Here is a 9246-nt window from a genome sequence, read left to right on the forward strand (position 1 = left end):
GCAGGAGTGGAGGCCGAGGACCGGCAGGCGCTGTCCTACGCGCAGCAGCGGATGTGGTTTCTGTGGCAACTGGATCCTGCCAGTGGCGCCTATAACCTGCCGGGGGCGGTGCGGCTGAAAGGGGCGTTGAGCCTGCCGGCAATTGAGCAGGCGTTCGCCAGCCTGGTGGCCCGCCATGAGACTTTGCGCACGGTGTTCCAGCGCCAGGCGGATGATAGTCTGTTGCAAGTGGCCGCACAGTCGCCGCTGGCCATCGAGCAATCAGACCTCAGCGCCCTGGCGCCAGCCGAGCGCGAGCAGGCGGTGACACAGGCCGCCACCCGCCAGTCGCTGCTGCCCTTCGACCTGGCCAACGGCCCTTTGCTGAGGGTGCACTTGCTCAAGCTGGCCAAGCAGGAACACGTGCTGCTGCTGACCTTGCACCACATCGTTTCCGATGGCTGGTCGATGAACGTGCTGATCGACGAGTTCATTCGCTGCTATGACGCCCATGAGCGCAATGAGCAGCCACGGTTGCCGGCCCTGCCGATCCAGTACAGCGACTACGCCCTGTGGCAGCGCCGCTGGCTGGAAGCGGGGGAGCAGGCCCGCCAGCTGGAATACTGGCAGGCGCGCCTGGGTAATGAGCATCCGGTGCTGGAACTGCCTACGGATCACCCTCGTCCGGCCATGCCCAGCTATCGCGGTACACGTCATACCTTCGCAGTCGACGCCCGGCTGGTAGAGCAATTGCGCGCCTGTGCCCAGCTGCATCAAGTGACCCTGTTCATGCTGCTACTGGGCGCGTTCAACGTGCTGCTGCACCGCTACACCGGTCAGGGCGATATTCGGGTTGGCGTGCCGATTGCAAACCGTAACCGCAGCGAGATCGAAGGGCTGATCGGTTTCTTCGTCAACACCCAAGTACTGCGCACTGAATTGAACGGGCAAACCCCTGTCGACGAACTGCTGGCAGCCATCAAGGAAGCGGCCCTTGGCGCTCAGGCCCACCAGGATCTGCCCTTCGAACGGCTGGTGGAGGCGCTGAATATCGAGCGCAGCTTGAGCCACACACCGCTGTTCCAGGTGATGTACAACCACCAGCCGCAGGTGGCGGATATTTCCACGGTCAGCACCGCGTCAGGTCTGGAACTGAGCCTGGTGCAAGGGCAAGGCCGTACCACGCAATTCGACCTGACACTGGACACCTATGAACAGTCCGGCACCCTGCATGCCGCACTGACTTACGCCGATGACCTGTTCGACCCGGCCACCATCGAGCGCATGGCGCGCCATTGGTTGCGACTGTTGCAGGGGATGGTGTCCGATCCCCGTCAGGCGGTCGGCGATTTGCCGCTGCTGGACGAAGACGAATACCAGCGCATCGTGCATGACTGGAATCCCCGTCACGACAGCTTCCCCGAGGCGCTGTGCATCCATCAGCGCATTGCCGAGCAGGCGCGGCAAACCCCGCAGGCACTGGCGGTCACCTTTGGCGTCCGTGAGCTGACCTATGAGCAACTCGATCAGCAATCCAATCAGTTGGCCCATCTGCTGATCAAGCACGGTGTGGGGCCAGAGGTGCGCGTCGGCGTGGCGATGGTCCGTTCCGAGGCGTTGCTGGTGGCGCTGCTGGCGGTGCTCAAGGCCGGTGGCGCGTATGTGCCGCTGGACCCGGACTACCCGGCCGAGCGCGTGGCCTACATGCTCGAAGACAGCCGCGCCTTGCTGCTGCTGACCGAACAGGCGGTGGCGGCAACCCTGCCGATCATCCCCGATACCCAAGTGATTTTGCTCGACGATCCGGTATCACTGCTGGCGCCATGGCCTGTCACCGAAGCGGTCACGGCGGTAACCCCGGACAACCTGGCCTATGTGATCTACACCTCGGGCTCCACCGGCAAGCCCAAGGGCGTGGCAATTGCCCATCGCAACGTGCTGGCGCTGATCGACTGGTCGCAGCGGGTCTTCAGCCGTGAGGATGTGCAGGGTGTATTGGCCTCGACCTCGGTGTGTTTCGACCTCTCGGTGTGGGAGTTGTTTGTGACCCTGGCCGCCGGCGGTTCGCTGATCATCGCCCGCAACGCCCTGGAGTTGCCCGACCTGCCGGCCCGTGACCGGGTGCGCTTGATCAACACGGTGCCATCGGCGATTGCCGCGCTCCAGCGCACCGGGCAGATTCCTCCCGGGGTGCGCGTCATCAACCTGGCCGGCGAACCACTGAAGCAGGCGTTGGTGGAGGCGTTGTATCAACAGCCGGGTATCGAGCATGTCTACGACCTTTATGGCCCGTCTGAAGACACCACTTATTCCACCTATACCCGGCGTGCTACCGGTGGTCGCGCGAGTATAGGCCGCCCCATCAACCATACTGCCAGCTACCTGCTGGATGCCCGGTTGCAGGCCGTGCCCCAGGGTGTGTGCGCCGAACTCTACCTGGCGGGCGCGGGGATAACCCGTGGCTATTTGGGGCGTGCGGCCCTGACCGCCGAGCGCTATGTACCCAACCCGTTTGCCACCAGTGGTGAACGTCTGTACCGCACCGGCGACCTGGTGCGTTACCTGGACGACGGCGTGCTGGAATATCAGGGGCGCATCGACCATCAGGTCAAGGTGCGCGGCTTCCGTATCGAGTTGGGGGAAATCGAGGCGCAACTGTCGCGCCAGCCCGCGATACGTGAGTTGACGGTACTGGTCCAGGACAGCCCAAGTGGCCAGCAACTGGTGGCTTATCTGGTGCCCACCAACCCGGATTTATCTGGCGATGCCGAGGCTCAGGACGCCTTGCGCGAAACCCTCAAGGCCGCTCTCAAGCAGGTGCTGCCGGCGTACATGGTGCCCACACATTTGCTGTTCCTGGAGCACTTGCCGTTGACCCCCAACGGCAAGCTCGACCGCAAGGCCCTGCCGGCCATCGACAGTTCACAACCGGCACGGCAACACGTCGAGCCGAGCAGCGACACGGAAAAAGCGCTGGCGGCGATCTGGCAAACGTTACTCGGCATTGAACGCGTGGGGCTGGACGACAACTTCTTCGAACTGGGCGGCGACTCCATCGTCTCCATGCAAGTGGTCAGCCGGGCACGCCAGGCCGAGATCAGCCTGAGCCCCAAGGACGTGTTCCAGCACCAGACCCTGCGTAGCCTGGCACAAGTCGCCAGCCTGCGCCTGCACTCCGCGATCGACCAGGGTGCTGCCCACGGTCCGGCGGCCCTCAGCCCGGTGCAGCAGTGGTTTTTCGCTCAGGACATCCCCCAGCGCCAGCACTGGAATCAGTCGCTGTTGCTGGTGCCGCGCGAGCCGATAATGGCGGCGCACCTGGATGCCGCGTTGCAGCAGCTGGTCAACCACCATGACGGCCTGCGTTTACGCTATCAGCCGGGTGCCGAGGGATGGCAGCAGCACTACGGCGAGGCCGCGGTTGAATCCGTGTTATGGCAGCGCCAGGCTGACAGCAACGCGGCCCTGGCCGAGCTGTGTGATGAGGCCCAGCGCAGCCTCAGCCTGCAAGACGGCCCGTTGCTGCGAGCGCTGCTGGTGCAGATGCCCGACCACAGCCAGCGCTTGCTGCTGGTGGTCCATCATCTGGTGGTGGATGGCGTGTCCTGGCGCGTGCTGCTGGATGATTTGCAGCAGCTGTACACCGGTTTGCGTGACAGCACGGTGCCGAAACTGGCAGGCAAGACCACCTCCTATCAAGCCTGGACCGCCCGGCTGCAAGACGCCGTTGCGCGCTTCCTGCCCCAGCTTGAAGGCTGGCAGGCGCGGCTTGGGGCGGCGTCGATGGCGGATTTGCCTTGCGATAATGCCCACGGCGGCTTGCATCAATACCTGGAGGAGAAGGTCAGTTGCACCCTGGATGCCGACACCACCCGCCAACTGCTGACCCTTGCGCCGGCCGCTTATCGAACCCAGGTCAACGACCTGCTGCTGACCGCGCTGGCGCGTGTGGTGTGCCGCTGGAGCGGGCAGGGCAGTACCCTGATTCAGTTGGAAGGCCATGGTCGTGAGGACCTGTTTGACGGCGTGGACCTGACCCGTACCGTTGGTTGGTTCACCAGCCTGTTCCCGGTCAACCTGACCCCGGCCCAGGAACTGTCGGACTCGATCAAGGCGGTCAAGGAGCAATTGCGTGAGGTGCCGGACAAGGGCATTGGCTACGGTGTGTTGCGCTACCTGGCGCAGCCTGCCGTGGTCGCGGCCCTGGCCGCTCTGGCTCAGCCGCGCATCACGTTTAACTACCTTGGGCAATTCGACCGCCAGTTCGACGAAGCGGCGTTGTTCGTGCCTTCCACCGAAGGCAATGGCCTGGCCCAGGACCCCCTGGCGCCGTTGGCCAACTGGCTGACGGTTGAAGGGCAGGTCTACGGCGGGGAACTGTTCCTGCAATGGGGTTTCAGCCGTGAGATGTTCTTGACCACGACCGTCCAGCAATTGGCTGACGACTATGCCCGCGAACTCAAGGCGTTGATTGCCCATTGCTGTGCGCTTGAGGCCGGACAGGCGACGCCGTCGGATTTCCCGTTGGCCGGTATCAGCCAGCGCCAGCTGGATGCGTTGCCGCAGTTGGGGGCCCAGGCCGAAGACCTGTATCCGTTGTCGCCGATGCAGCAGGGCATGTTGTTCCACAGCCTGTACGAGCAGGACGCCGGCGATTACATCAACCAGATGCGCGTCAATGTGCTGGGGGTGGACGCGGCGCGCTTTCGTGCCGCCTGGCAGGCTACCGTCGACGCCCAGGACATCCTGCGCACCGGTTTCATCTGGCCCGGCGACTGGTCGCAGGCGCAGCAAGTGGTGCACCGCCAGGTGCAGTTGCCGTTCAGCGTACTCGACTGGCGTAACCGTGATGACGTGCCGGCCGCCCTGGAGGCGCTGGCCCAGGCGCAATCCCGCGAACCTTTTGATCTTGCCCGGCCGCCATTGTTACGCTTGGTTTTGGTGCAACTGACGGACACTGACTGGCACCTGATTTACACCCATCATCACATCCTCATGGACGGCTGGAGCAACTCGCAGTTGCTCGGCGAAGTGTTGCAGCGCTACAGCGGCCAAAACCCGCCGGCCGCCGTTGGCCGCTACCGCGATTACATCGCGTGGCTGCAACAGCAGGATGGTGCCGCCAGTGAAGCATTCTGGAAGGCGCAGTTGCTGCCCCTGGAGCAGCCGACCCGCCTGGCCCAAACGCAGATGCCGGCTATATCGGGGCCGGCCTATGGTGAACACTATTGCGTTGTGGAAGCCGCGCAGACCCGGCGCCTGCATGAGTTTGCCCGCCAGCAGAAAGTCACGGTCAACACGCTGGTACAAGCCGCCTGGTTGTTACTGCTGCAACGCTACAGCGCACAGGCCACGGTAGCGTTTGGTGCCACGGTGGCGGGGCGCCCGGCGCATTTGCCCGGAGTCGAGCAGCAGATAGGCCTGTTCATCAACACCTTGCCGGTAGTGGCCAGCCCGCTGGCGGAGCAAAGTGTCAGCAGTTGGCTGCAAAGCGTACAGATGCTGAACCTGAGCCTGCGCGAGCACGAGCACGCACCGCTTTACGAAATCCAGCGTTGGGCCGGTCGTGGTGGCGAGGCACTGTTCGACACTATCCTGGTATTCGAAAACTATCCGGTCTCCGAGGTGCTGCAGCAAGGGGCTCCCGAAGGCCTGCAATTCGAGGCATTGCACACTCATGAGCAGACCAGCTACCCGCTGACCCTGACGGTCAATCTGGGCGATACCCTGACCCTGCATTACAGCTATGCCCACGCGCACTTTTCAACGTCGACGGTGCAGCGTCTCGGTATGCATTTGAGCAATCTGCTCAACCATGTGCTCGGTGCGGCCGAGCTGCCGCTGGCAGAAATCAGCCTGCTGGATACCCAGGAGTACCAGTCGCTGGTCCATGACTGGAGCAGCGCCCGCCTTGATTACCCGAGCGAACAGCGGGTCCATCAGCTGTTTGAAGCCCAGGTCGCGAAGCAACCTTGCGCACCGGCCTTGCTCTTCGAAGACCGCCAGTTGAGCTACGCCGAACTCAACACCCGGGCCAATCGCCTGGCCCGGCATCTGGTGAGCCTGGGCGTCGGCCCCGACGTGCTGGTGGGGATCGCCGTGGAGCGCGGCCTGGACATGATCATCGGCCTATTGGCGGTGCTCAAGGCCGGCGGCGGTTATGTGCCGCTGGACCCGGAATACCCCCAGGATCGCCTGCTGTGCATGGTCGAAGACAGCGGCACCCGGCTGATACTGACCCAGAGCCATTTACGTGAACGACTGGCGATTCCCGCCTATGTCGAACACCTGTGCCTGGACCACGAGCAGGCCTGGATCGACCTGGACGACAGCAACCTGCTCAACCGCGCCCACGCCGAGAACCTCGCGTATGTGATGTTCACCTCGGGCTCCACCGGGCGGCCAAAAGGCGTGGGCATCAACCAGTCTTCGCTGACTCGGCATGCCTATGTGTCCCTGGAGTTTTTCAACCTCAACGGTGCCGACCGCATCCTGCAGTTCTCCACTTTCAACTTCGACGGCTTCGTCGAGCAGCTTTACCCGGCGCTGATCTGTGGCGCCTCGGTGGTGCTGCGCGGCACCGAGATCTGGGACACCGAGACCTTCTACCGCGAACTGATCCGGCACCAGATCAGCGTGGTCGACCTGACCACCGCCTACTGGAACCTGCTGGCCAAGGACTTCGCCGTGGCCGGCCCGCGGGATTACGGGCGCCTCAAGCAAGTGCATGCCGGCGGTGAAGCCATGCCGCCCGAAGGCCTTGCCGCGTGGGGCCAGGCTGGCCTTGGCCACGTCAAGTTGCTCAACACCTACGGCCCCACCGAAGCCACCGTCACCGTCACCGCGCTCGACTGCACCGACTACGTGACCGGCGCACGCCCCACGCCGTTGACCATGCCCATCGGCAAGGTCTTGGCCGGGCGCAGCATCTACCTGCTGGACGACAGCGGCGCCCCGGCCCCGATAGGTGTGGTGGGTGAACTGGTGATCGGCGGCGAGTTGCTGGCCCGTGGGTATTTCAATCGCCCGGACCTGACCGCCGAACGCTTCATGCCCGATCCGTTCAGCCAAAGTGGCGGCCGGCTGTACCGCACCGGCGACCTGGCGCGCTACAACGCTGACGGGGTGATCGAGTACGTGGGGCGGATCGACCATCAGGTGAAGATTCGCGGTTTCCGCATCGAACTGGGGGAAATCGAGGCCCGGTTGCTGGAGCAGGACGCGGTGCGAGACGCCATTGTCCTCGCGCAACCGGCAGCCAGTGGTTTGCAACTGGTGGGTTACGTGGTGCCCCACGCCAGTGCCGTGCCGCAAGCGCAGTTGCGCCAATCGATCAAGGCTGCCTTGGCGGCGGTGCTGCCGGACTACATGGTGCCGGGTTTCCTGATGTTCCTCGATGTGCTGCCCCTGAGCCCGAATGGCAAGCTGGACCGCAAGGCCCTGCCCAAACCGGATGCCAGCCAACAGCAAAACCACTATGTGGCGCCGCGAACGGCGCTGGAAATCCAGGTCGCCGGGATCTGGCAAAGCGTGCTCAACCTTGAGCAGGTAGGCCTTACGGATGACTTTTTCGCCCTGGGCGGCCACTCGCTGCTGGCGACCCAGATTATCTCCAGGGTGCGCCAGGCCCTGAGCCTTGACGTCGCACTGCGCAGCCTGTTCGAACGCAGCGTGCTCGGTGATTTCGTTGCAGGCCTGGAAGGCCGCTCCCGGCAGCATGAGCGGCCCCTGGTGCCCGTCGAACGCAATCAACCGCTGCCCCTGTCCTACGCACAGGAGCGCCAGTGGTTCCTCTGGCAACTGGACCCGCACAGCGCCGCCTACCACCTTCCAGCCGCCCTGCGCCTCAAGGGCAAGCTGGATGTGGCGGCGCTGGAGCAAGCCTTCAACCAACTGATCGCCCGCCACGAGGCCCTGCGTACGACTTTCGTGGTGGACAACGAACAACCCCGGCAAGTCATCGGCGCCCAGGCGCCCAGGCCCCTTGTGGTTGAGACCCTGAACGGCACGCCGGACGATGCCACGATCAAGGCCTTTGTGGAGCACGAAACCCGGCAACTGTTCGACCTGCAACAGGGCCCACTGCTGCGGGTCAGGCTGCTGCGCCTGGCAAACGATGAGCATGTGCTGGTGCTCACCCAGCACCATATCGTCTCCGATGGCTGGTCGGTGCAGTTGATGGTTGAAGAACTGATCACCCTGTACAGCGCCGCCCAGGCCGGGCAGCCTCACTCGCTGGCACCCTTGCCGATCCAGTACGCCGACTATGCCGTATGGCAACGGCAATGGATGCAAGCCGGCGAGCGCGAACGCCAGTTGGCGTACTGGACCAGCCAATTGGCCGGCGCAAACAGCGTATTGGAGTTGCCGACAGATCGCCCGCGCCCGGCTGAACAAAGCTACCGTGGTGCCCACTTGCCACTCACCCTGGCGCCTGGCCTGGGCGACGCGGTGCAACAGTTGGCCCATAGCCTCGGTATTACGCCCTTCATGCTGTTGCTGGCGTCATTCCAGATCCTGTTGCATCGCTACAGCGGCCAACACGATATCCGCGTCGGCGTGCCGATTGCCAACCGCAACCGGGTCGAAACCGAGGGGCTGATCGGCTTCTTCGTCAACACTCAAATCATGAAGTCCGAGTTCAGCGCGCAACTGCGGGTCGAAGATCTGCTGCAACAGGTCAAGCAACATGCACTGGATGCCCAGGCGCATCAGGACCTGCCGTTCGAACAACTGGTGGAGGCGTTGCAACCGGAGCGCAGCCTCAGCCATAACCCGCTGTTCCAAGTGATGTTCAACCACCAGAGTGCCGACAAACGCAGCGCTACCGAAGGCCAATCACTGCCTTCGGCGCTGCAGGTCGAGGGGTTGGACTGGGAAGGCAATACCTCGCAATTTGACCTGACCCTCAGCACCATCGAATCGGCCGAAGGTCTGGGCGCAACCCTGACCTACGCCACCGACCTGTTCAACGCCGCCACCATTGAGCGCCTCGGTCGGCATTGGCAACAACTGCTGCAAAGCCTTCTTGAGAAACCACACCAGCGGGTTGCAGACCTGCCGATGCTGGACCGCGCCGAGCAGCAACAGATCGTCAGCGCATGGAACAACACCCGCACCCAGTACCCGCTGGACCACGGCGTGCAACAGTTGATCGAGGCCCAGGTGGCCGCCACGCCGGAGGCACCAGCCCTGGTCTTTGGCGAACATCAACTGAGCTATCGCCAACTCAACCAGCACGCCAACCAGCTCGCCCACAAACTGATC

Annotated in this window: 1 protein-coding gene; it reads left to right on the forward strand. The window is 63.6% G+C overall.

The genetic code is table 11. The features are described 5' to 3' along the window. A partial coding sequence (locus MUM_RS01000000132340) for a non-ribosomal peptide synthetase (RefSeq protein ID WP_010165531.1) occupies positions 1–9246 on the forward strand: 9246 nt, incomplete at both ends.

It is taken from the genome of Pseudomonas sp. PAMC 25886, assembly GCF_000242655.1.
Taxonomy (GTDB): domain Bacteria; phylum Pseudomonadota; class Gammaproteobacteria; order Pseudomonadales; family Pseudomonadaceae; genus Aquipseudomonas.